Source organism: Flavobacterium tegetincola DSM 22377 (assembly GCF_000425485.1).
Classification (GTDB): domain Bacteria; phylum Bacteroidota; class Bacteroidia; order Flavobacteriales; family Flavobacteriaceae; genus Flavobacterium; species Flavobacterium tegetincola.
Map to the genome: position 1 here is coordinate 19,887 of NZ_AUDN01000023.1, position 24,309 is coordinate 44,195.

The 24,309-nt window shown below is 34.5% G+C and carries 26 protein-coding genes; 5 read left to right on the top strand and 21 right to left on the bottom strand.

Translation table 11 applies throughout. The annotated features are described in order from the left end of the window. Nucleotides 1-133: 133 nt before the first annotated feature. The 17 genes from H602_RS0106125 to H602_RS0106215 all read right to left on the bottom strand — a co-directional run bounded on the left by H602_RS0106125 (nt 134) and on the right by H602_RS0106215 (nt 16,015). Entirely contained in the window at nt 134-1,261 is a 1,128-nt protein-coding gene (locus H602_RS0106125) for a zinc-dependent alcohol dehydrogenase family protein (protein WP_026977219.1), read from the bottom strand. An 11-nt stretch (nt 1,262-1,272) separates the two neighbouring features. Continuing rightward, the gene (attM, locus tag H602_RS0106130; protein ID WP_211224039.1) at nt 1,273-2,067 is read right to left on the bottom strand and encodes an AttM family quorum-quenching N-acyl homoserine lactonase; all 795 of its coding nucleotides are present in this window, start codon (nt 2,065-2,067) and stop codon (nt 1,273-1,275) included. A gap of 642 nt (nt 2,068-2,709) precedes the next feature. Then, complete coding sequence (gene atpG, locus H602_RS0106140; RefSeq protein ID WP_026977221.1) at nt 2,710-3,570, bottom strand: ATP synthase F1 subunit gamma; 861 nt, start codon at nt 3,568-3,570, stop codon at nt 2,710-2,712. Between the two features lie 82 nt (nt 3,571-3,652). Next, on the bottom strand, nt 3,653-5,230 hold the full coding sequence (gene atpA / locus H602_RS0106145; RefSeq protein ID WP_026977222.1) for a F0F1 ATP synthase subunit alpha: 1,578 nt from the start codon (nt 5,228-5,230) through the stop codon (nt 3,653-3,655). A 14-nt stretch (nt 5,231-5,244) separates the two neighbouring features. Next, entirely contained in the window at nt 5,245-5,778 is a 534-nt protein-coding gene (atpH, locus tag H602_RS0106150) for an ATP synthase F1 subunit delta (RefSeq protein ID WP_026977223.1), read from the bottom strand. Nucleotides 5,779-5,782: 4 nt separating this feature from the next. Then, a complete protein-coding gene (locus tag H602_RS0106155; RefSeq protein ID WP_026977224.1) occupies nt 5,783-6,274 on the bottom strand; it encodes a F0F1 ATP synthase subunit B in 492 nt (163 codons plus the stop codon). An 82-nt stretch (nt 6,275-6,356) separates the two neighbouring features. Continuing rightward, nucleotides 6,357-6,560, bottom strand: coding sequence for an ATP synthase F0 subunit C (gene atpE, locus H602_RS0106160; protein WP_026977225.1), 204 nt, complete (start codon nt 6,558-6,560; stop codon nt 6,357-6,359). 41 nt (nt 6,561-6,601) lie between these two features. Beyond that, complete coding sequence (gene atpB / locus H602_RS0106165; RefSeq protein ID WP_211224046.1) at nt 6,602-7,744, bottom strand: F0F1 ATP synthase subunit A; 1,143 nt, start codon at nt 7,742-7,744, stop codon at nt 6,602-6,604. 135 nt (nt 7,745-7,879) lie between these two features. After that, nucleotides 7,880-8,263 (bottom strand): hypothetical protein, encoded by a 384-nt coding sequence (locus H602_RS0106170; RefSeq protein WP_026977227.1) that lies wholly within the window; start codon nt 8,261-8,263, stop codon nt 7,880-7,882. Further along, nucleotides 8,260-8,484, bottom strand: coding sequence for an AtpZ/AtpI family protein (locus H602_RS0106175; RefSeq protein ID WP_026977228.1), 225 nt, complete (start codon nt 8,482-8,484; stop codon nt 8,260-8,262). Before H602_RS0106175 ends, H602_RS0106170 begins: the two co-directional genes overlap by 4 nt. Then, complete coding sequence (locus H602_RS0106180) at nt 8,485-8,856, bottom strand: bactofilin family protein (protein ID WP_026977229.1); 372 nt, start codon at nt 8,854-8,856, stop codon at nt 8,485-8,487. Between the two features lies 1 nt (nt 8,857). Next, nucleotides 8,858-11,695: a type IX secretion system periplasmic lipoprotein PorW/SprE gene (porW, locus tag H602_RS18270; RefSeq protein ID WP_157504938.1), complete on the bottom strand. Its 2,838-nt coding sequence runs from the start codon at nt 11,693-11,695 to the stop codon at nt 8,858-8,860. Nucleotides 11,696-12,013: 318 nt separating this feature from the next. Further along, on the bottom strand, nt 12,014-12,709 hold the full coding sequence (locus H602_RS0106195; protein ID WP_026977230.1) for an ABC transporter ATP-binding protein: 696 nt from the start codon (nt 12,707-12,709) through the stop codon (nt 12,014-12,016). 18 nt (nt 12,710-12,727) lie between these two features. Beyond that, nucleotides 12,728-14,200, bottom strand: a complete 1,473-nt coding sequence (locus H602_RS0106200; protein ID WP_026977231.1) for a DUF5687 family protein — start codon at nt 14,198-14,200, stop codon at nt 12,728-12,730. Between the two features lie 235 nt (nt 14,201-14,435). After that, complete coding sequence (locus tag H602_RS0106205) at nt 14,436-15,059, bottom strand: hypothetical protein (protein ID WP_026977232.1); 624 nt, start codon at nt 15,057-15,059, stop codon at nt 14,436-14,438. A gap of 1 nt (nt 15,060) precedes the next feature. Beyond that, entirely contained in the window at nt 15,061-15,678 is a 618-nt protein-coding gene (locus tag H602_RS0106210) for a hypothetical protein (protein ID WP_026977233.1), read from the bottom strand. A 1-nt stretch (nt 15,679) separates the two neighbouring features. Next, nucleotides 15,680-16,015, bottom strand: coding sequence for a PadR family transcriptional regulator (locus H602_RS0106215; RefSeq protein ID WP_026977234.1), 336 nt, complete (start codon nt 16,013-16,015; stop codon nt 15,680-15,682). Between the two features lie 147 nt (nt 16,016-16,162). On the opposite strand from H602_RS0106215, the gene H602_RS0106220 reads away from it, so the two are divergent. Next, the gene (locus H602_RS0106220) at nt 16,163-17,215 is read left to right on the top strand and encodes a ferredoxin--NADP reductase (protein WP_026977235.1); all 1,053 of its coding nucleotides are present in this window, start codon (nt 16,163-16,165) and stop codon (nt 17,213-17,215) included. A 275-nt stretch (nt 17,216-17,490) separates the two neighbouring features. Then, nucleotides 17,491-17,799 carry a hypothetical protein gene (locus H602_RS0106225; protein WP_026977236.1) on the top strand — a complete coding sequence of 103 codons (309 nt, stop codon included), beginning with the start codon at nt 17,491-17,493 and terminating at the stop codon, nt 17,797-17,799. Here H602_RS0106225 and H602_RS0106230 read toward each other — a convergent pair. Together H602_RS0106230 and H602_RS0106235 are read right to left on the bottom strand one after the other, a co-directional pair. Then, a complete protein-coding gene (locus H602_RS0106230; protein WP_051224226.1) occupies nt 17,794-18,765 on the bottom strand; it encodes a glycosyltransferase family 9 protein in 972 nt (323 codons plus the stop codon). The two genes, H602_RS0106225 and H602_RS0106230, sit on opposite strands and share 6 nt — an antisense overlap. Nucleotides 18,766-18,813: 48 nt before the next feature. Next, entirely contained in the window at nt 18,814-19,419 is a 606-nt protein-coding gene (locus H602_RS0106235) for a DUF4254 domain-containing protein (RefSeq protein WP_026977238.1), read from the bottom strand. Between the two features lie 88 nt (nt 19,420-19,507). Between H602_RS0106235 and upp the strand changes: the two genes are divergently transcribed. Further along, on the top strand, nt 19,508-20,161 hold the full coding sequence (upp, locus tag H602_RS0106240; RefSeq protein ID WP_026977239.1) for a uracil phosphoribosyltransferase: 654 nt from the start codon (nt 19,508-19,510) through the stop codon (nt 20,159-20,161). Here upp and H602_RS0106245 read toward each other — a convergent pair. After that, nucleotides 20,156-21,085 (bottom strand): hypothetical protein, encoded by a 930-nt coding sequence (locus tag H602_RS0106245; protein ID WP_026977240.1) that lies wholly within the window; start codon nt 21,083-21,085, stop codon nt 20,156-20,158. The genes upp and H602_RS0106245 overlap by 6 nt on opposite strands. 47 nt (nt 21,086-21,132) lie before the next feature. On the opposite strand from H602_RS0106245, the gene H602_RS0106250 reads away from it, so the two are divergent. Further along, nucleotides 21,133-21,363, top strand: a complete 231-nt coding sequence (locus H602_RS0106250) for a DUF6341 family protein (protein WP_026977241.1) — start codon at nt 21,133-21,135, stop codon at nt 21,361-21,363. Between the two features lie 47 nt (nt 21,364-21,410). On the opposite strand, the gene purD is transcribed toward H602_RS0106250, so the two are convergent. Beyond that, nucleotides 21,411-22,682, bottom strand: coding sequence for a phosphoribosylamine--glycine ligase (gene purD / locus H602_RS0106255; protein WP_026977242.1), 1,272 nt, complete (start codon nt 22,680-22,682; stop codon nt 21,411-21,413). A 127-nt stretch (nt 22,683-22,809) separates the two neighbouring features. On the opposite strand from purD, the gene H602_RS0106260 reads away from it, so the two are divergent. Next, complete coding sequence (locus H602_RS0106260) at nt 22,810-24,123, top strand: phenylacetate--CoA ligase family protein (RefSeq protein ID WP_026977243.1); 1,314 nt, start codon at nt 22,810-22,812, stop codon at nt 24,121-24,123. The last annotated feature ends 186 nt before the right edge of the window (nt 24,124-24,309 follow it).

Below are 24,309 nucleotides of genomic sequence, written 5' to 3' on the forward strand. Positions count from 1 at the left end.
GTATTCTAACCTTTTTAGTCTGATTACAAAATAGTACCCTTTTTATAAAGGAAAGCTATTTCTATTATTCTAAGTAAAAATAAGCTGTCTGTTAATTTCATTTTCAAATTTATACCTCTTAAAAAAAGTAGTATTAATCGAAAATTATCACTTGCCGAATCGCCTCTCCAGCCGCAAGTCTTTCAAAACCTTCATTTATATCTTCTAGCCTCAAACGGTGCGTAATTAATTTTTCTACAGGAAGTCGACCCGCTTGATACATTGCCATAAAATTTGGAATATCCACTTTTGGAGCACCACTACCTAGGTAGCAACCCTTCAACGTTTTTTCTTGTCCCACTAACGTTAATGGATTAAGTGATAATCGAGCATCGGGATTTGGCAAAGCACCAGTAACCGTTCGGCCACCTCGATTTGTGGCATTAAAAGCAAAATCTAAAGCGGGCATTGCTCCAGCAAATTCAACCGAAATATCTGGTCCGTCATCAGTCATTGTTTTTACTTGCTCTAAAGCCCCTTTCTCACCAGAATTTACCACTTCGTCTGCACCAAAATCCTTGGCTACATCTAGTTTATACTGGCTAATATCTGCAGCAATAATTTTTGAAGCTCCAGCGGCTTTTGCACCCAAAATCGCAGACAATCCAACTCCACCAAGACCTACAACCATAATAGATTCGCCAGCATGCATTTTTGCAGTATTTACAACTGCACCAACGCCTGTCAAAACTGCGCAGCCAAATACGGCTGCAACTTCAAAAGGAATTTTCTTGTCAATTTTAACTAACGAATGGATGGAAGCCACAGAATAATCTGCAAAACCAGATACTCCTAAATGGTGATAGTAATATTCTCCGTCTTTCTTGATTTTTCGTTCACCATTTAACAGCGTTCCTGCAGCATTAGCCGCGGCTCCTGGTTCACAAAGTGCAGCTCTTCCCGATTGGCAATATTTACAGTGTCCACACGAAGGTAAAAAGGCAAAGACAACATGATCTCCGACTTCAAATCCCTTCACGTGGTCTCCCACTTTTTCTATAATTCCGGCAGCCTCATGACCTAGAACCATCGGAACGGGCCTAGGTCTATTACCATCTACGACAGATAAATCAGAGTGGCAAATTCCAGCAGCTTTAATTTTGACTAAAACTTCCTCGTATCCAGGATCTTCTAATTCTACTTCTTCAATTACTAATGGTTTGGTTTCGGTATACGGTCTTTCATGACCTATTTTATGTAGTACTACAGCTCTTGTTTTCATAATTCGGAATTTTATTTATAATATTCTTCTGGTCCTTTTTTGAATTTTTTCCAAGCGTCTGGATCGTGACCGGTTACGACTAGTGCATCGTGAACAGAAGCAATTTCTCTTAATTTTGCAACAGAACGTACCGAATCTACCGCCGAAGCCAAGAATCCAGGTAATGCTTTATCTTCAAAATGGTCTGTGGTATATGCCGCATCTACGGTAAGTAGTATCGACCCATCTTGAGGTAGCGTAATCAAAAAGCTACAGTGGCCGGGAGAATGACCTGGAGTTGGAATCATTTTAATAACACCATCATCAAAAACGTCATAAATTTCGTTTCCTTCAATTTCTAAAAAGTTCCACTTTAAACCGGGACGATCAAAATCTTTTCTAATATATCCGCCTGCTGCAAACCAATCTGCGGTAAAAGCATACTCATATTCTTTCCTTTGAACAATGTGCATGGCATTTGGAAATCTTCCAGTAGCACCGGTATGATCTAAGTGGAGATGTGACTGCAACACATATTTAATAGAGTTTGGATCAATACCCAAACTTTTTATCACATTGACACATCCTTCGGCTTCTGTCATAACAGGCCAATACACTTCCGTAATTCCGCCCCAATGTTCAATTGGATTTGTAGCACATTCAACGGCATTTCCACCATCGATAATTACATTTCCTTTTGGATGCGTAATTAGGTACCACGGCACCGGAATCTCATACGGATCCAAGGACGCATTCATTTTAATGTTGTTTTCTTTACATTTCAAAACACCTGTCTGAAACATATACAATTTAATTTCTGAGCTCATATTTTAATAATTTTAAAAGTGGTTAATAGTAGAAAATTATATGATTAGAATTGTCATCAATTTAAAAATAATCTATTGATGACTATCCCAAATATACTAAAAGTAAGTCACCCAGAAATAAATTTTGAGCACGTCTTAACTGTAAGAGGAAACATTTAACTATTCTATAACTATAGACCACTACACGAAATATCCTTGAATAATGTAGAACTACACGTATTATACTATTGAATTATAGATACATATATTCCAGATTTATAATCAGTAAACACTAAGTATGACTTAAATTTAAGATTTCGAAGCGTTTGTGATTTTAAGCTATCATTTGAACTAAAACTTAAAATTATTGCGTGTGACTACTTCGCGTACTCGAATGCTACCACTATTTTCCGTATGATGAAAGTGGAAAATGAAGTATTCTTTAATCTTTGGCAAGAGCCAAATCTATATAAAGTTGAACGAAAATATAATCCATTATTTGAGGATCAGCAATTGTTCTTCAATAAATAGCGGTTTGCTAAAAAAGAGTTCTAATTGAAGGAGTTTCAATGCAGTTTGGTAAGAAACGCAACTACTAATTTACGCCAATAAAAAAAGAGCCAACATTTGTTGGCTCTCATCTATAAAATATTTGAATAAAAATTATCCAGCTAATGCTTCTGCACCACCAACAATTTCTAAAATTTCATTTGTAATTGCAGCTTGACGTGCTTTGTTATACGTCAACTTCAGTTGATTTCTCAATTCTGTTGCGTTATCCGTTGCTTTGTGCATAGCCGTCATACGAGCTCCGTGTTCTGAAGCGAAAGAATCTCTGATTCCTTTATACAATTGTGTTTTTAACGATTTAGGAATCAATGTCAAAAGAATTTCTTCTTTCTCTGGTTCGTAAAGGTAATCCACATTTGTAGCTGCTGCAGTAGTAACAATTGGTGCAAGAGGCAAAAACTGCTCTGTCATTACAATTTGAGTTGCTGCATTTTTAAATTGATTGTAAACCAATTCAATTCTATCGTACTGACCTGATAAGAATTTTTGTGTCAAATCATCTGCAATTTCAGCAACATTTTCGAAGGTTAGATTGTCGAAAATAGCGCTTTTATTTTCGGTGATGGAACACGTTTTAGTCAATACGTCATTACCTTTTTTACCAATTGCATAAACATCTACATTTTTACCTGCGTAAAATTCCGTTCGACTTTTGATGGCTTTAATAACATTGGTATTAAAAGCACCACACAAACCTCTGTTTGATGTAATAGCAACTAGCAAAACATTGTTTACTTCGCGTTGCGTTGTAAATTCTCCACCCACATCTCCGTCAAGAGTTGCAGAAAGATTTTGCAATAATTCGGTTAACTTTTCGGCATAAGGTCGCATCGCTGTAATGGCGTCTTGTGCCTTTTTCAACTTTGCTGCAGAAACCATTTTCATCGCAGAAGTGATCTGCATCGTTGATGAAACGGAAGTAATTCTATTACGGATTTCCTTTAAATTTGCCATCTTTATTGTATTAAGACGTAAGTATTAAGTATTAAGTACCGTGATAATCTTGATACTTAATACTATTTACTTAGTACTTTTTTTAGTTATATTTTGCTGAAACTTCTTTAGCTACACTTTCGATAACACCAGTAATCTTGTCATCTAATTTTCCTGCTTTCAAAGCATCTAATGTGTCTCTGTGTTTGTTGTTCAAGAAGTCTAAGAAATCTCTTTCAAACTCTCTTACTTTATTTACAGGAACATTTCTCAACAAGTTTTTAGAACCTGCATAGATAATAGCTACTTGATCTTCTACAGTATAAGGATCATTTAAACCTTGTTTCAAGATTTCAACGTTTCTTCTACCTTTTTCAATTACGTTTAAAGTAACTGCATCCAAATCAGAACCGAATTTTGCAAACGCTTCCAATTCACGGAATTGTGCTTGATCCAATTTCAAAGTACCTGCTACTTTTTTCATTGATTTAATTTGTGCATTTCCTCCAACACGAGATACTGAAATACCTACGTTAATTGCTGGACGAACTCCTGAGTTAAACAAATCTCCATCAAGGAAAATCTGACCATCAGTAATCGAAATTACATTTGTTGGAATATATGCAGAAACGTCACCCGCTTGAGTTTCGATAATTGGCAAAGCTGTTAACGAACCACCACCTTTAACGATTCCTTTGATAGAATCTGGTAAGTCATTCATGTTTCTTGCAATTTCATCGTTCGCGATTACTTTACAAGCTCTTTCTAATAAACGAGAGTGTAAGTAGAAAACGTCACCAGGGTAAGCCTCACGTCCTGGAGGTCTTCTTAACAAAAGAGATACCTCACGGTAAGCAACTGCTTGTTTAGATAAATCATCATAAACAATTAATGCTGGACGACCAGAATCTCTAAAGTACTCACCAATTGCAGCACCTGCCATTGGAGCATATACTTGCATTGGAGCTGGATCAGAAGCATTTGCAGCAACAATAACTGTATAAGCCATTGCACCTTTTTCTTCTAACATTTTAGCGATTCCTGCTACAGTAGACGCTTTTTGTCCAATTGCAACATATATACAGAATACAGGTTTTCCTGCATCGTAAAATTCTTTTTGATTCAAAATGGTATCAATACAAACAGTAGATTTACCAGTTTGACGGTCACCAATTACAAGCTCTCTTTGTCCACGACCCACTGGGATCATAGCATCAACCGCTTTAATACCTGTTTGAAGAGGTTCAGTAACGGGCTGACGGAAGATAACTCCAGGAGCTTTTCTTTCTAATGGCATTTCGTATAAAGTTCCACCAATTGGTCCTTTTCCATCAATTGGAAAACCAAGAGTGTTCACTACACGTCCTACCATTTCTTCACCAACTTTAAGCGAAGCAATTCTTTGTGTTCTTTTTGCAGTTGATCCTTCTTTGATACCTGTTGATGGTCCTAAAAGTACCACACCTACGTTATCTTCTTCAAGGTTCAAAACAATTGCTTCAAGTCCATTATCGAATTCTACTAATTCTCCATATTGAACATTTGATAACCCGTAAATACGAGCGATACCATCTCCAACATTTAGAACTGTTCCTACTTCTTCAAGCGTTGCACCAGATTGAAAACCTTCTACTTGCTTTTTTAATATTGCTGAAATTTCAGCTGGGTTAATGTCCGCCATAATTATATAAATAACTAGTTACTTAATTCTCTTTTTAAAACGTGTAAACTGTTGGCAATTGAAGCATTATATTGCTTGTCGCCTATTCTTAAAATAAAACCTCCAATAATGGATTCGTCTACAATATTATGTAGCGTTACGGTTTTAGTTGTAAATTCTTTGACTTTTGCCAATACTTTAGCTTCTAAATCATCTGTCAAAGGAAATGCTGTTGTTACTTCTGCAGTTTCAACATTGTTTACTTCGTCTAATAATTTTTTATACTCAAGTGCAATCGCTTCCAAAATTCCAAATCTCTTGTTCACAAATAGTAAGTGAAACAATGATTTTGTGGTAGCGTTTGTTGAAGCAAAAACTTCTAACAATGCTCCTTCTTTATTATTAGCACCAATCGTCGGGCTTTTAATAAAGTTTTGCAATTCTTGATTGCTATTGATTGTAGATGCAATCAATTGCATATCCGCACCCACTTCTTGAACTGCACCTTTATCGTGTGCGATGTCTAAAATTGCTTTGGCATATCTAATAGCTGCTCTTGTACTTGCCATAGTATTAGTTTAAGGTAACGTCACCTAACATTTTCTCAACCAATTGCTTTTGTGAGTCTTTGTTAGCTAATTCTGTTTTCAATAATTTTTCAGCAATCTCTAAAGATAAAGTAGAAACTTGCGCTTTCAATTCTGACATTGCAGCATTTTTCTCTGCATTGATAGCCAATTTTGCTTGCTCAATCATTCTAGCACCTTCAGCTTGTGCGTCATTTTTAGAATCAGCAATCATTTTCTCTCTCATTTCACGTGCTTCTTTTAGCATCGCGTCACGTTCCATTCTTGCTTCTTGTAAGATTCTTTCGTTTGTAGCGGTAAGATCTTGCATTTCTCTACGAGCTGCTTCTGCAGATTGCAAAGCATTATTGATCGACTCTTCGCGACTTTTTACGGCTCCTAAAATAGGTTTCCAAGCAAATTTTTTCAATAATAGAAAAAAGATGATGAACACTGTAGTAGTCCAAAAAATTAAACTCTCTGGTGAAGTAAAATTCATATAGTTATATTTAAAATATTTTTTTTCAATTTAGAAATAAAAACTTCCTGAAGCCAACCGCTACAGGAAGTTTAAATTTTAATTACGCTACTGTAATTAACGCAACAACTACTGCGAAAAGCGCAACACCTTCAATAAGTGCAGCAGCAATAATCATAGCAGTTTGGATTTTTCCCGCAGCTTCTGGCTGACGTGCAATAGCGTCCATTGCTGAACCACCAATTTTACCAATACCTAGTCCTGCACCAATTACAGCTAATCCAGCTCCGATTCCAGCTAATACCATAACAAAAAATTTATATAGTTAATAAAAAAATAAAATACGTATTAATGATGATCATGCTCTGCTACAGCCTGACCAATAAACAATGCAGACAACAACGTAAAAATATACGCTTGTAACGCTGCAACTAACATTTCCAATACCATCATGAACAATACGAATGCTCCTGAAATTGGAGATACCGCTACGGTTTGGAAAATAAAAATTAATGAAAATAAACTCAAGATGATGATGTGACCTGCTGTAATGTTAGCAAATAAACGAATCATCAATGCGAAAGGCTTAGTCAACATTCCGATAATTTCAACAGGAATCATAATTGGCGCTAACCAAACAGGAACTCCTGGCGTATTAAAGATGTGACCCCAATAGTCTTTGTTACCACTTAAAGTTGTTACTATAAATGTAATGAATGCCATTACAAATGTAAAGTAGATATTTCCTGTTAAGTTGGAACTAAATGGAAAGAAAGGAACTAATCCAATCAAGTTATTGATCCAGATGAAGAAAAATATGGTTAATAAATACGGCATAAATTTCGCGTATTTTTTCTCACCAATGTTTGGTCTAGCAATGTCATCTCTTACAAATGTAATTAACGGCTCTAAAAATCCAGCAATCCCTTTAGGCGCTTTTGAATTTTTCTTATATGATCTAGCAACTGCCAAAAACAATAACAACATAATGATTGCCGACAAAAACATTGAAAAAACATTCTTTGTAATAGAAAAGTTCAAAGGTCTTGCGTCAAAGTTGAAAGCACCTTTTCCTTGCTCTTCTACTGTTAAAGCATCGTATTTATCTTTGTAAAAAATTACTTCGTTGTTACGAACAAATTGTTGTCCGTTAATTTCAGCAACATGATGTCCTGTATTATCATGGTGAAAATTTTCTGAAGAGAAAATCTCCAAACCACTATTCGTCCATAAAATTACTGGAAGATAAAAACTAATAGGATGTCCGTCCCAATCTGCAACATGAAATTCATGTGAATCTCCAATGTGCGAATTGATCAATTGAGTCGCGTTAAATTCTTCTGTTTCATGAGCTGAATCAGCGTGTTGATCTGCAACAACTTCCGTAGCAACAACTGTACTATCTGCCGTAGTATTTGCAATTCCAACAAGTGGAAGGCAAGCTACGAAAGCGGCTAATAGGAATTGAAGTGATTTTTTTGACATTACCATTATTAAAATGTGTATCTAATATTACTATTCAAAATTTTTGCAAAGGTACATATTTAATTTACAATTGAAAATATATCAATTATTTTTTGCGAAATAAACTTTCCATGAACAATTCTTTAATGAATTCCCTCTTTATCACTTATTTATCAATCTTACTGCAAAAATAGTTTCAAATAACAGGAACATAAAGTAAGGGATGAAGAATGCGGCAACATCTGGAACTCGACTTACAACGTCGGATTGGATCATCGGTATTAAAAAGATCACGCACGCCATCATTTTAATCACACCCATCCCCATAAAAGTATAGCCTGCATATTCAGGAAAATTTTTATGAATGAAAAGCAATAGTAGGTATGCTAAAATTGTAATAACGGTATGGAAAAGATAAATACTCCACGTTGAATAAAAGAAAGGAGTTTCAGAAAACACTTGTAAAGTGATAAAATACTGAAGTCCAAAAAGTACTAATGCAAAGGGAAGAAAAAGTTTTATAAACTGTAAAAAGGGTGCTGTCATTCTTTATTTATGTTTTTTACTTGTCTGATTACGTTAAACAATGCAATAAAGACGGATAATAATGATAATACAATGGTAAAAATGGACGAGTCTGTATACTTTTCATCCAACCAAATTCCTAAATATGTAAACGCAAAAATGATGATTCCCATTTGAACAGGAATGTTCAAAAACACCACCCATTTACTAGGCGTGCTTTTTTCTGGCGGTTTATTTTCCATTTAATCTTGTTTTTTAGATGTAGGTTGCATGACGCATGAAGCACTAAAATCAGCACCTGGTTGTACCGACAATTTTCCGCACGTTACTTCGCCACTAATAGAGGCTTTTGATTTTACATTTAGGATTTCTTCCACCTTCAATATGCCATCAAAGTTGCCCTCAATATCTGCATTTTTGCAAATTACGTCTCCTTTAATACTTCCCGTTGGTCCGATGACAATTTTTCCAGATGTGGTAAAATTTCCTTTTAACTGGCCGTCCAATCTGAAATCTGCTTCCGAAATAATATCCCCGTTGATTACGGTTCCTTCTACAATCCGATTGGTTTTTCCTAAAAGTTCGGTATAAGCTTTGGCTTTTTTATCGCTCATTTTATGGTTTTTTAGCTGGTTCACTAACCTCTTCAATAGATCCCGGAGGTCCAAATTTTTCGGAACTTCCTTCTGGAGTGCTTTCTTTTTTGCTAGCTGGCTTTAATTCTGCCTTAGTCTCATTTTGTACTTGAGTTTTAGCATCTGGTTGACCTTCCGTTTTCCCTTCCAATTTAGCCGTGGTTGTACCTTCTTGCTTCTGCTCGGTTTTAATTTCGGTTTTCACTACCTCTTGACTTTTTACATAGACGTCCAACGTTTTCTGAATTTGTATTACTTTATAGTTTTCAGAGGAAACAATAATTACCGGTTGCTTAATTTGAAAATCTTTATAATCTCTCAAAATAGTTGCAATGTCTTTTGCTTTTTCTTCAGTTGGAATTCCGTGCATGATCAGTAAAATCTCATCCATATAATAGTTGTCTATGGAATAAGAAAGTTTTTCGACCGTTCTTTCTGACGTAAATTTTTTAATTTTGTCTATCAAAGATTTGTTTTGGGTGCTAAGCGTATCAGCGACTTTATAGACTAATTTCCACGACGTAGCTTTCTCACTATTCAATTTTAATTTTTGTAAATATGGAATATTTTTAGCCAACAGCGTTTCGGCAGTTTTGCCTTCTTGACTGTTTGGGTAATTTAAAGCCACAAAATTAAGTGCCGTTTTAAACTCTTCAACACCTTTTAATTTTCCAACAATCGTTGCTTTAAGCAATTCAAATTTAGATACAATTTCATCTCCAGTATACAAATCAATTGCTTCTTCTACTTCATTAAGTAAAGCGACATCAGTATTGATCTCATACTTTTTATACAACGATTCATATTTTGCTTCTGGCGTCTGACTCAATTGTTCGGCATTTAAACCGTCATTCGCTATAATTTGCGCATAACGCGAATCCGGATATTTGGATACAATTTGTTGCTTCATCGCCAACGCTTTTGCTGGATTAATGATTTCATAAATTTTAAACAAATTATACATGGACGGCAAAATCAACCGCTCCTCCGGGTTGTTTTCCAAAAGTTTTTCAAGCTTAGCAGCCGCTAACTCATATTCTTTAAATTTCTCCTTATAAATAACACCCAATTGATAATATGCAAAATTCCGGTCCTTAATTAACAAGTCGATAGCTGCTTTTTCAGTAGGCAATTGTTCAATATAAAAAGCCGTAGTATATGCCGGATTTTCCACCTGTTCACCGTCCACTAACTTCTCCTTGTCGGCAGCTAAAAGTTCGGTCTTCTCCTCTTTTAAATTCTTAGTATCGTTGGATTGCGCATTTTGAGACCAACGCCAGTTGTCGTTTAAATTCCTTTTGCCCCACTTTTTTCGAAATTCATTTTTCCCGAAAGCAACAGTGGATGGATTATAGAAATAAAAACTTTCATTGCTTTTAGGCCCAATTTCACGTGGAGGTCCGTTGGTGTTTTTCATTGCAGCACCCGGATTGTCTTCCGATAAAAGTGCTGAATTGGATTTAATTTCCGCAATTTCTTGTTGTCTTTTTAGCACTTCAGCAGCTTTCTTGTCACTGGCTTTTAAATCCGTAATGTATTTTTCAAAATAAGCAGTTTGACCCGCCTTTGACATTTGCACTAAGTTTAAAATACTGTCGTTGGCTTGTGCAATTGCTTCGTATTTAATAACATCCTCTAGATTTTCACGTTTTTTCTTGATGGATTTATGTTCACGCGTTCGTGCATCTAAGACGGTGAGTGTACTGTCATAGTATTTTCCAGCCGTCGGATATTTGGCATCGTCAAAGTTCAGCGTTGCTAAATTTCTGTAATTCGAGGCTACTAAATATTGGTCTTGTCCTTGCGCTTTAAGCGACTTATTGTAAAATTTGGATGCTTCTTTATGATTGTCTTGCTTGTCATAAAAAAGTGCCATTTGATGGTTTAGATAATCTAAGAATGGTCGGTTTTCGCGATCTTCAAGCAAGTCGTTGAATTTTTCTAAAAACGCAATGGTGTCTCCTTTTTTATAATCAAAAGCGCTCGCTTGTTGCAAATGTGCTTGAATAACGTAGCGTCTTGGCGATTTTCTTTTCATGTCAATGACCGATTGAAAGGAAGCAAATGCACTGTCTTTCTGACCCATTCCATTCAATAACTGACCTGTAATAAATTGATAACGCGCTTTTTCCTCATCTAATTTAGTAAACTCCGTTGCCACTTTAAGCTTAACTAAAGCGCTGTCTTTTTCCTCCAAATTTAAAAATGCTTGTGCTAAAGTAGCATTGGCATCCGCAAAAATTTGATCTTTAAATTTGATTTCGCGCAGCAACTTTCGAAGATTGACTACAGCAATAGCGTCATTTTCCATACGCATATTGGTTTTTTCACGCCAAATTTTAACTTCGTAAATCTTATCACTTTCAGGATATTTGTACAAAACGTAATTGAAAGCTTCTAGTGCTGGAACAAAACGTAAGTCATAATAACGTGCTTTTCCGAGCAAAAGGTGGGCTTCATCCATTTGCGAATTTACTTCTCTGCCGTCAATATTCATCGAGCGCCTTTGGATTGCTTTTGTAGCTTTTTCTTCGGCGCGTTCAAAATTTGCATTTTTTGTATTTTCACCAGGCAAGTTATTGTCTTTAGAAACCACCATCCGTTCTACCGGAAGCAATTGCCAAAAATCATCGTTGTATTGCGATTTTAAATCTTCAATTCCCTTATCCAAGGCCAAATCTCCGTTATACAAAACATTGTACTGAGTGTTCAAAGCTTGGAATTTCCGATTTAAAAACCGGTCCTTTTGGGTAGAACAAGCGATCAAAATTCCGAAGATTCCGAAGAGAAAAAGTGATTTAATTAGTTTGTTTTTCAATGTAAAACGTTTTTATTCTTAACTTTTAAAAGTTCATTTTAGTATATCAACGGGTAAAAATACGTTTCTTTTTGTTATGTCGTAAAGATAGAAGCTGTTTTTTGAGAAAAGTAACTTCTGAATTCAAATTAAAAAACTAAAAATTGGCTAAAATTAGATCGTTTATAATTGAAAAAACCCACGGATGAAACCGTGGGCAATGGTATTTAAATCAAAAAAACGTTATAGATTTCAGTTTGATACAATTGTACCAATAAAAAAGCTGACCATCAATTTTCTTGCTAAACTAGTACAATTCGCAGTACAAAAAATTGAAATTTAAACCGCAAAAAATTCTTCCAGTTCACGTAAAGTTTCTGCAGAAGTTTTAATGTCTTTTACCACTTCTCCCTTGTGCATGGCAACAATTCTATTTGAAACTTCCACTGTATGTTGCAAATCGTGACTTGAAACCAAAACCGTAACATTGGGATCGTCTGCTAAGTCTTTAATGATTTTTTTTAGACGGAATTGCGTGGTCGGGTCCAAATTAGCAAACGGTTCATCTAAAATTACCACTTGAGGATTTCCAATTAAAGTGGCAATAATTCCTACTTTCTTCTGGTTTCCTTTGGATAAATCGCGCAAATATTTTTTATTGTTCAAAATTTCGCCGTTGAAAAATTCGGTATGCTTTAGTAACAATACATCAATATCTGCTTTATTTTGACCTCTTAAATCCCCGATGAAATAGAAATATTCTTCAGGAGTCAAATAGCCAATCAGGAAACTTTCATCAATAAAAGAAGCAGTAAAAGGCTTCCAATCTTCACTGGTGTTGACTTGAACGCCATTGTTTATAATTTCGCCCGAACTCGGCTGAATTAAATCTAACAGCAAACTGAAGAAGGTAGTTTTTCCAGCACCATTATTTCCTACTAATCCAAAACTTTCGCCTTTAGGAATTTCTAAATCATTAATTTTAAGTACGGTTGTTCCGTTATATGTTTTTGAAAGATTGTTAACTTTTATCATGGTTTGGTTTATTTTTGGTTATGCGCTTTTTTGTTTATACGAATCTAGAGCTGCGTATTTTTCGTTTTTGTAAATTTTGACAATCAAATCGAATGCTTTGTTTTTGAATGCCAATCCTAGAATTCCGGCAAGTGCTACGAATAGTAATCCTGCATTTGGACTTATCAAATAATGTCCAAGTGCATAAAATGCCATCGGTCCTCCTAATTGCGGAATCGAAATCAACATTGTTTTTATATTGAACGCTTTTTTATCACCAAAAGCCCCTTTTGTTGATGTCAAATCAATTGGTGTTTTCGTGTAAGCTCCACCTAAAAGTACTAAAAGAGAATTTACACCAATGTTATAAATAGCTCCTGCAAGAATCATCATGTAAATATGAATTCCAAAGTACAAATAGAATGATGCGACTACTGCAGTAACCGCCGTTCCAATAACCATAAGCCACCATTTGGAATTTAAATAATCACGGTAAGAAATGTTTTGCGTCATCATTAATCCGTAATACGAACTGTCCCAACTAGGAACAAATTGACCAAAAGTAATCAAGAAACCTCCTGAAACAAAGACTCCAGCAAACATGTGCATTGCAGGACTATTATACGCTTCAATTCCAGTTCCATAGAACAAAAGACCGTAAAATAAAAACATCACACTCATAAAAACAGTTGTTTTAGAACGCTTGTTTCTCTTGATTAATTTAATGTCATTTTTTAGAAACGTTCCCATTACCCCGTATTGGTTTAACCAAGCATAGTTTTCTGTTTTAGCAATATCATGTTTTGAAGCCAATCCTGCATCAAGGTATAAATTGCTTTTGAAGTAATTGAAGGTAACGAAATACAAAATTACAAGTACAATTAATGGTACTGCAATCATCCATTTTATATCAAAAAAGGATTGGTAAAATGGCCCTGTGTAAAGCGTGACGTCAAAAATTTCATAATATTGCGAAGCTCCAAAAAGTGCCGTAATTGCAAGAAAAAGGATAAAAAGCTTGTCCTTATTATTCAATAAAATATTTAGAAAATTATTGATATAAAGTAAAAATACAATAGAAAACAGCCATAAAATGACGCTTACCACATCGTATCCATTTAGTATTAAAACAATGGCAAACGGAAGAAATATAAATGCATGGAGTGTATTAAAAAACGACAAATAAGTTTTTCCAAGTGAGAAATTAACTATTGTAGCTGATTTAATGGGCAAAGTCAGTAAAGGTCGAATGTTCATAACCGGCATTTTTTGCAACGCCAATCTGAAAACCAAGTCAAAAACAAAATAATAAATCAAGTATTTATTAATAATGACCAATGGATCCGGGAAACTATCTTTAAGACCATAGTAGGCCAAAACACCCAATCCCACGAACATTACAGCAAAATAAATAACTCCAAAACCCATCAGGATTTTCAGTGCTAAATTTTTGGCAAAGGAAGCTGATCGGAAAAATGCTTTCCATTCGAGCATTAAAAATTTTTTAAACATAGTTTTGGTTTTATGGTTACTCCATTGGTAACCGAAAAACGACTTTTGTTACAAACTATTTTAAAAATTGATATTTAGTTTAGGTTTCTATAAAGTATTGTTCGGCTTTTTTGGGAATAAGACTAGAACGATGTAGTAAAATCAATTTACTAGAAAGCATCAACAAACACTGAAATAATGCTATTCACAAAATGTTGGTCCGTGAATTGGTCTACTTCTTCGCTACTTATTTTCACTAATTCCATAACGATTCATACTTTGATTTATATTCTTTTTTACTCTCAAAATAAAAAATATAATAGAAAAATGACAATACCATAAAAAAGCTAAAAACAGGAACCCACGTCCAAAGGCTTCCACTTCTTATAAATGGAAGAAAAACAAAAATATAGCTGAATAAAATTAAATTTGTAGCTGAAAGCAAGCCAATTAAGTCGCGAGATTTTGATTTTGAAGCAAAAGTCGTATACAGCAAAATTAATGTAATCGGACCAGGAAGAAGAATCGGAATTAATTCTAAATTATATAAAAACTGATCACTTCCAACGTTGTTTACGACTAAAACGATGAATAAAACAAAAAAGAAATAAGCAATCAAAAACCGTTTGGAAAATATATTTCTAAATAAATTTCGGAAACCATTACTTAATTCTAATTTCTGGAAACTCAACTGCATTTGTTTCAAAAAGTCTTTTGAGTTATCCAGTAATAATGGAAAATTTGTTTCAAAATCTCCATCCATTTTTTCAAGTTCAGACGCAAAATGATCGATGATCTCAATTCGAATATCGATGTAATGAACTCCGTTTTTTATTAATGTTGCATTAATAACTTCAATGTTTTCTTTGGTAAGTTTCATATTAAATTGATTTAATAAATTTGAAATGTGCTTTATAATTTTGATATAGAAAAACAGAGCTTATTAGATTTGCAATCAGAAAAGTTAATGATAAAACAGTAGGTCTTGAGGTTAAAAAAAAGACAACGGTCCATAAAAAAACAAAATAAAAAGCACGTTTAAATACATATTTATAGGTTGTAAATCCTTTTGAAAAAAATAGAATCAACCCAAATGCTGTGGCAATGAAAAACCAAATTCCGTAAACAATTCTAAAAGCATTGGTGTTCTGACTGTAAAAATCAATAACTTCTGAAAAATTATGATCTACAATGCCTCCAACGATCATAATTACAGCAAACGTGATCAGTTGCGGGATAAACAGCTGCTTCAATTTACCTAAAATAATTTTCGGAAAACGAGCTCTTGAACTCACCCATAAACTATCGGAAAGTTGAATTTGAGTTTCCCACTTTTTCAAAACAATTTTAATGGCATCATGAAAGGGAATTTCGCTATAGTTTTCTTCCACATCACTTGCAATATGATCGATAATTTCAAATCGCATATCGTCAAAAACTACTTCGTTTTTCACTAAAAATGAATTGATTAATTCTACTTGTTCTTTATCTAATTCCATATCAATAACTCAATTTAGGATTCACAATAGATTGCATATTTTTAATAAAATCTTCTAACTCTGCCAATCTGTTTACGGTTTCTGTCGTACCTTTTTCAGTCAGTTTGTAGTATTTCCTCAAACGATTATCTACTTTTTCCATCTCAACATCCAGTAAACCTTCGGCTTCCAGTTTATGCAAAGCGGGATATAATGCTCCTTCGGTGATGTTCAATTCGCCTTGGGTAATTTCCTTGACTTTTTGCGTAATTTCATAGCCGTACATTCTGCCTTTTTCCTCGAGAAGCTTCATGATTATGGTGTTGAGACTTCCTTTATATAGTTGTGAATTTTTCATATTGGTTGTTTTTGAAATCAAATTAATTTCATTTGCTTTTACAAACATACATAAAATTCTTATACATTAGAAACTTATGTATAAAAATTCTGATAATTATCATTTTTAGAAAACTAAAGCATTTAGTATCTTTACCAAAAAAAATTAATGTCATCATTCTATAAATTAAATGTGCAAGAAGTACGTCGGGAAACTCCCACGTCGGTATCTATTGCATTCAACGTTCCTAACGAATTAAAACCCAACTATAAATTCGTAGCTGGACAATATGTAACGCTAAAAATTACTTTGGACGGTACTGAAATTCGTCGTGCATATTCCATTTGTTCCTCACCCGATTCTGGTGAATTACGAGTGGCGGTAAAAGCAGTTAAAAACGGTGCTTTTTCGCAATTGGCAAATTCCAAATTAAAAGCAGGAGATTTAATCGAAGTTGGAACTCCAGAAGGAACTTTCACTTTTGAACCCAATTTGGACCGCCAAAAAAACTACTCCGCCTTTGTGGCTGGAAGCGGAATCACGCCTGTTTTGTCTATTTTGCAAACCGTTTTAAGCAACGAACCTAAAAGTACATTTGTATTGGTTTACGGAAATAAATCGCCTGAAGAAACCATTTTTCACCAGATTTTGCATGACTTACAATTGAAATATACAGGCCGCTTTTTTGTTCATTATGTGTACAGCCAGTCTAAATCTGATAATGCTCTTTTTGGCCGAATTGAAAAATCTACGGTGAATTTTGTGTTGAATAACAAATACAAAGACATTGATTTTGACAAATTCTACCTTTGTGGTCCTGAAGAAATGATTACTATTGTAAGTGATGTTTTGAAAGAGCATAATGTTTCGGAGAAAAACATCAAGTTTGAATTGTTTACTTCATCGGCAACTGAAAATAAAATTGATCAATCGCTTGAAGGACATACAAAAATCACGGTTTTAGTAGACGATGAGGAAACCACTTTTGAAATGTCTCAGAAGCAAACGGTTTTAGAAGCGGCTTTAAAGCAAGGTCTAGACGCTCCGTATTCTTGCCAAGGTGGAATTTGCAGCAGCTGTATTGCAAAAGTGACTCACGGAACCGCAGAAATGAAGAAAAATTCGATTCTTACGGATGGCGAAATTGCTAAAGGTTTAATCTTAACCTGTCAAGCTCATCCAACTTCTGCAGAACTATATGTGGATTATGATGATGTTTAGTCTTTAGAATGGATTTAAAGATTGAGAGATAAAAAGATAGAAAGATAGGAACGGAAGATTAAAAGATAGAAAGACGAAAAGACAAAAAGACAAAAAGACAAAAAGACAAAAAGATAGAAAGATAGAAAGATAGAAAGACAAAAAGATAGAAAGATAGAAAGATAGGAACGGAAGATTAAAAATTAATTCTTTTCCACAGTCTTAATTCTTAATACTTCTATCTTAATACATTTCGTGTCTTACTACTTGATACTTAAATCTTAATACTTTTCACATTGAAAAACAAACTCGAAATATTCAAAAATGCTAAATTGTTGTTGGACGAACCAGAAGTCCAACAACTTTTGGCTTATTGTGAAAGTTTGGAAGATGACTTGGTTGAATTTAAATTTGAAAAATCCAACAATAAAGAACTTATCATGCTTGATATGCTGAAAGAAGTGGTGAAAAGTTGTGCGGAAATCCAAAAATTGGAAATGGAACACGAGCGTTTTGGGTATGCACTTCCTGATTATTCAGAATCCATTCGGAATTTGAGAAATTATATTTTTGAGATGAACCGAATTAACAAACTTCGGTTATAGAAGTTCATTCACTTTTTCAACCACCATTTCGGGGGTAATTGTTCGCATGGCATCTTGATAGCCTTCAACGATTTTATTTCCATAAACCGAAGTTGGTAATAACGGATATTTTTCTCTGTCTGAAGTTAAGCAACGTTCTAAAGGTTGGTTAAAAGGCATAAATCCAGCATAAGGATGGGTCGCACCCCAAAGTGTAATTACCTTGGTTCCTAAAATTGCAGCAATGTGAGCGTTTCCAGAATCCATTGAAAGCATCACATCTAGATTGCTGATTATTTGCATTTCCTGCGGAAGTTTTACTTTTCCAGCAAAATTTTCCACGTTTGATTTTCCGTCAGCCAAAATATTTAGTAACGCTACTTCTTTTTTTCCACCGCCAAATAAAAAGATTTTATTTTCTTGGCTTTGTGCCAAAAGTGTCACTACTTCTTGCATCAAATCAAACGGATACACTTTCGAATCGTATTGTGCAAATGGAGCAATTCCGATCCACTTTTGAGTTTTTTCAGTTGTCAAATTCTCAAACTTCGGAAAACTTGGATTGCTTAAATCTATCGAAAGGCCCAATTTTTTAAAAACATCTTGATGCCTTTGAACCATTGAAGTCAGTGGCTTAAAAATTTTATTTTCAGCTTGTGTCAATTCTTTTTTACCTTGTCTTCCTTTATCAACTGTAGCGGTTTTGAAACCATTTAACTTGAAAAATAAGGTCACCATTTTTGAACGCAACACATTGTGCAAATCGGCTAAGGCATCTACACCAAGTGCTTTCAATTCCCTAAAAAGTCGGAACAAACCTATAAATCCCTTGTGTTTTTTTTCTAAATCAATTGGAAAGAAATGAACTTCAGGAATCGTATCAAAAAAAGGTTTGAAGAAAGGACGCGAAACTACTGTGATTTTCACGTCAGGATGTTGCGCTACGAAAGCTCTAATAACGGGAACAGTCATCGCGACGTCTCCCATTGCGGAAAGTCGGATGACTGCTATATGTTTAATGGTAGTGGACAAAATTTATTTTTTATTCTGATACAAAACTGGGTTCAAATCATCATCATTGTACATTTTCATTTGCTTGTACACTTTCATGAATTTATCGCCATTTTCAATATCGGTCAATAAATCATCAATTGCCGTTGACAAATCACTTCTTTGTTCTAAAAGCGTGTTCAATTTCTCTTGACATTTGTCTCTATGTTCTTGCGAAGCCTCTACCCTATTGGCTTCTTCTTGCATGTGGTAAATTTTCAATGCTAAAATAGACAAACGGTCAAAAGCCCAAGCTGGACTTTCAGAGTTGATTTTTGCATTCTCTTTGACATTTACAGCTGCAAATTTTTGCAAGAAATAACTGTCAATATATTCCACCATATCGGTACGTTCTTGATTGGATGCGTCAATTCTTCTTTTCAATTTTAAAGCGGCAACGGGATCAATATTTGGATCACGAATAATGTCTTCAAAATGCCACTGAACCGTGTCAATCCAGTTTTTAAAATACAGCAAATGCTCAAATTTCTCTTTAGGAAAAGGGTTAAGGATCGGTTGATCAACATTGTCGTATTTATGGTAATCGGCGATACTTTGTTCAAAAACGGAATAGGCTAATTTAGAAAACATATTTTAAAATTTAGAAAGACAAATATACTTTTTATACATTTACAATCTAAAAATAGTCCTGTTTAATTGAACTTTCAAACTCATTTTCATGCAAATTCACTACTTATCAGAAAAAAATAGCGTCCTAAATCACTTTCTTGGACAAATTAGAAATGTCAATGTGCAAAATGACAGCATGCGGTTCCGAAGAAATATCGAACGCATCGGTGAAATTATGGCATATGAAATGAGTAAAAATTTGAATTACCGTGCTGTTGAAATTCAAACTCCGCTTGGAATTAAAAAAACGACCGAAATTGACGATGAATTGGTTTTATGTTCCATTTTAAGAGCCGGATTATCACTTCATTTGGGTTTTCTAAATTACTTTGATAACGTAGAAAACGGCTTTGTTTCGGCTTACCGCCATCATTATAATAACGATGCTGCTTTTGACATTAAAGTGGAATACCAGGCGGTTCCTAAAATTGATAAAAAGAATCTAATTTTAATTGATCCTATGTTGGCAACCGGTCAGTCTATGGTTGCCGTTTTAAATAAATTATTAGAAAAGGAAACTCCAAAAGAAATCCATATTGCCGTAGTTATTGCCGCTCCGGAAGGAATTGCATACTTGCAAGAGCAGTTGCCCGACAATTATCATTTGTGGATTGCTACGTTAGACGAGAGATTAGATGCTAAAAATTACATCGTTCCAGGAATTGGTGATGCAGGTGATTTGGCGTACGGCCGTAAACTATAATTGCATAAAAAACGATAAAAAGCTCAATCCAACAACGATAATCGCAGTTACTTCTTGGGTCCATTTTATTTTAATTCCTTCAAAATAACTTGTTGCCATAACAGCTAGTGGCATAAAAGTATAGATTAAAACACTATTGTTTTTGTCTGGAGAAACGATGTAGATGATAAAGCCGATAAAAAACGCAAAAATTATTTTCTTGTACGAGTTGTGATGTACCAATGGTTTACTTGGATAAGCCACAATTTGCGAAAACAAAAATAATGCAGTGATTGCTGCATAAATGGAGATGGCAATGTTTTGAAATTTATTGGTAAAATAATCAAAATCAAAACTAAAAGTAGCTCCTTTGAGCACATAATCCCAAAGAGCAGGATCATACATCAAAATGAATACTGCCGCTAAAGTTGATATGGTAAATAAAGCGATGTAAGGCAACACCCAACTTCTATAATCGCGAGCCGAATGCAAAGCAATGGATAAAAATACCAATGCGATGAATAAGATACTCCAAAAATGAAATAAGGCGGCTAGAAAAATCCACATGGATGCGTCAAAAATTTTCTCTTTTGGCGTTACAAGTGATTGCAATGATATTAATCTTCGCAATGCTAGAAGAATGAAAAAATTGGAGATTATAAGATTTGAATTTCCTAAAGTAGTGGGAAATAATATCAGAAACATAAAGAAAAACAGGAAGGGATAAGTATTGTCTTTACTCAATCCATTTTTCTTGGTAATAAAATTTGAAATAAAAAGAGAAGCGACCAATAATCCCAGTAATACAGCCTTCTTACCAATAGATTCAGCAGACTGCAACCACTCTGTAATTTTTAATTGATACAAAAAGAAGCATAAAATGAGCAACGTGGTTACCAAAACGTAATTAAATGGTCTTGATTTGCTAAAAATTGTTGTAATCATGGGGATATTTTATACTTTTGTAAATGTAAATATAATACTTGACTAAAATGAAAGCATTTTTTAATGGAATAGCATCTTTATTCGTTGATTTTCTTTTAGCTCCGTGGGATTTCTTGAGATCTTTAGAGCTTAGTAGTTGGTTCACTGCCAACTTAGTAAACTGGATTTTCATGGCTATTTGCGCTTCTGCAATGGTGTATTGGATCTTGCAATTGCGCAATCACAAGAAAAACAATGAAGAATACCAAGATACAACGGCTCATTCCTTTTTTAAATAATAAACCCAATTCCTTTAAATTATAAAGGAACCAGGTTCAAATTATTTTTAAAGGTCAAATCCGATATCTTTTCTAAAATACATCGTGTCAAAATGTAATTTATTTATATTTTGATACGATTTTTTTATGGCTTCATGATGATCTGTTCCGAAGGAAGTAACGGCCAAAACCCGTCCACCATTGCTCAAGACTTGTCCGTTTTCTGATTTAGTTCCCGCATGAAACACCAATGAATCGGTAACCGTTTCTATTCCTGATATTACTTTTCCTTTTTGATATTCTTCTGGATATCCTCCTGAAACAAGCATGATAGTTGTTGCGGCACGTTCGTCAATTTCCAAATCAATTTCGTTTAAAGTTTCATCAGCCACCGCTTTAAAAAGCGCTACTAAATCCGTTTTCAATCTCGGAATCACAACTTCAGTTTCAGGATCACCCATTCTTACGTTGTATTCAATCACGTATGGATCGTTATCCACGATGATAAGCCCAATGAATACAAAGCCTTTATAGGTAATTTTATCATGGTTCAATCCATCAATTGTTTGCTTAATGATTCGGCTTTCAATCTTTTCAAGTAATTCTGGCGTTGCAAAAGGTACTGGAGAAACAGCAGCCATTCCACCGGTATTTAAACCTGTATCGCCTTCGCCTATTCTTTTATAATCTTTAGCTGTAGGCAAAACCTTGTAGTTTTTACCGTCTGTTAAAACAAAACAGCTCAATTCAATTCCATCTAAAAACTCTTCAATGACCACTTTTGAACCAGCCGTTCCAAATTTGTCATTCAGCAACATATTGCTCAATTCAAATTTTGCTTCGTCCAAATCACTCAAGATTAAAACGCCTTTTCCAGCCGCTAATCCATCTGCTTTTAAAACGTAAGGTGGTTTTAAACTCTCTAAAAAGTGAAAGCCTTTTTCCAATGTCTCTTTTGTAAAACTATGATACGCTGCAGTTGGAATTCGGTGTTTTAGTAAAAATTCCTTTGCAAATTCTTTACTACCTTCTAATTTTGCTCCTAATTTTGACGGACCAATTACTGGAATGGATTTCAAAAATTGATCTTCTTGGAAAAAATCATAAATTCCTAGAACTAAAGGATCTTCTGGACCCACAACAACCATGTCAATTCTCTCTGCCAATACTAACTTTTTAATCTCACCAAAATCGGTTGGAGAAATCGCTACGTTTGTGGCAAAGGCTTCTGTACCAGCATTTCCTGGGGCAACAAATATTTTTTCACAAAGCGGACTTTGTGCCATTTTCCATGCCAATGCATGCTCTCTTCCTCCAGATCCTAATAATAAAATAGTCATTGTTGTGTGTCATTTAGTTGTAGCGCAAAAATACCTCGTTTTGCACGGATATAATAATAATTTTAAAATTTTATTCATTTCGTGCACTATCTTATAGACAATATGTATTTTTGAGTAAATCTAAATCTTGATGGGAATTTTTGAATTATCGCTTCGGTTGGCTGGCTTTCCAATAAAGAAGGCACAAACTGCTTTTGAAGCAATACTTCAGATTCCTGAAACTGACTATCAAAATTTTATTGAAAATAAAAAAACAGAAATTGTTCATTTTCACCTCAAAAATAATTCTTTCTACAGTGATTTATGCAAAGGTAAAAACATTGAAAATTGGAATGACTTACCTGTTTTAACCAAAGCCGACTTACAGCAACCGCTTTCGCAACGGCTTTCAAAAGGTTTTTCGGAGCCAAATGTTTTTGTAAATAAAACATCGGGGTCAAGTGGCACGCCGTTTATTTTTGCAAAAGATCGAATGGCTCATGCACTCACTTGGGCTCATATTATCCATGTTTTTGGTCAACATGCAGTCGATTTCAACACTGATTTTCAAGCGCGTTTTTACGGAATTCCAAAAGCGTATTGCGGCAATCGGAAAGAACGTTTAAAAGATGTTTTAAGCAATCGATATCGTTTTTCAATCTTTGACTTGTCCGATGCAGAATTGGAAAAGATATTGAAGAAATTTGAAAACAAAAAATTTGATTACATTAATGGATACACCAGTTCAATTGTTTTATTTGCAAAATACCTCGAAAGCAAAAATATAATTCTGAAAAAGATTTGTCCTTCGCTGAAGGTTTGTATCGTTACTTCTGAAATGCTGTTTGACGCTGATAAAGTAGTACTCGAAAAGCAATTTGGCATTTCCATTGTCAATGAATACGGCGCTTCTGAATTGGGTGTTATTGCGATGCAAAATTCCAAACAAGAATGGGCCATCAATTCTCAGACGCTTTTTGTTGAAATTCTTGACCACAATAACCAACCTGTTCCTCACGGAATTGAAGGTAAAATTGCAGTCACTTCTCTTTACAATAAAGCCCATCCGTTTATTCGCTACGAGATTGGCGACACCGGAATTCTTGACGAGAAAAGTACTGCGAAATTTCCGATTCTAAAGAAGCTTATTGGTCGTACAAATGATATTGCCATTTTACCGAGTGGCAAAAAATCGCCTGGATTGACGTTTTACTACGTAACTAAAAGTATTATTGAAGATGATGGAAACGTAAAAGAATTTGTAATCAAACAACTTAAAGCAGACACATTTGAAATTGAATACATTAGTTTAAAAGCACTTGAAACAACTCAAATTGAGAAGATAAAGGCAGCGATTGACCTCTATTTAGAGCCCAATTTGAAGTTGATTTTTAGTAAAAAAGACTTTTTAAAACGGTCCAAAAGTGGTAAGTTGAAGCAGTTTGTGTCTTTGATTCAGTAGTAAAATTAAATCATTGAAGTGCACAAATTATGGTCTCCAAATTAAAATTTTTATATTTAATCGTCCTGTTTTGTTGTGCTAAAACTGTAAAATCTACTCCTTTCAATTTACTTAGATTACATGTTAAATCAACATTATATTTTATAACTTAGCAGTGCTAATTAGCTTTTAAACGCCAAATACGTT